This window comes from Vogesella mureinivorans, assembly GCF_007644035.1.
Taxonomy (GTDB): domain Bacteria; phylum Pseudomonadota; class Gammaproteobacteria; order Burkholderiales; family Chromobacteriaceae; genus Vogesella; species Vogesella mureinivorans.
The window spans coordinates 1-300 of the sequence record NZ_VMTV02000825.1 but is presented as its reverse complement, the minus strand read 5'-3'; the positions used below and the strand labels follow the sequence as shown (position 1 = coordinate 300).

Annotated in this window: 1 protein-coding gene; it reads left to right on the top strand. The window is 66.0% G+C overall.

All coding sequences use genetic code 11. From position 1 onward, the window contains the following. A partial coding sequence (locus FLQ44_RS24175; protein WP_369126617.1) for a phage tail protein occupies window positions 1-268 on the top strand: 268 nt, incomplete at its 5' end. Between the last annotated feature and the right edge of the window lie 32 nt (window positions 269-300).

Sequence of the window (300 nt, the reverse complement as noted above, 5' to 3'; positions counted from 1 at the left end):
GCTGACCAGCAACCAGATCCCGCAGCACAATCACGCCCTCGTCGCCTTCGTGCCTTCGACCGCGAGCGCACCGGCAAGCAACGGCGGGCTCTCACAGCCGGGAATCTCCTCGAACAGGCCGTTCTCCGCCGGCACACCGAATACCACCCTCGCGCCCAGCATGATCTCGCCCAGCCAAGGCGGCGGGCAGCCGCACCAGAACCAGCAACCCTATCTGGGCGTGAATTTCTCCATCGCGCTGCAGGGCATCTACCCCTCGTTCCCCTGAGCCTCAGCGTGGCTATCGCGCCAACTGCCACC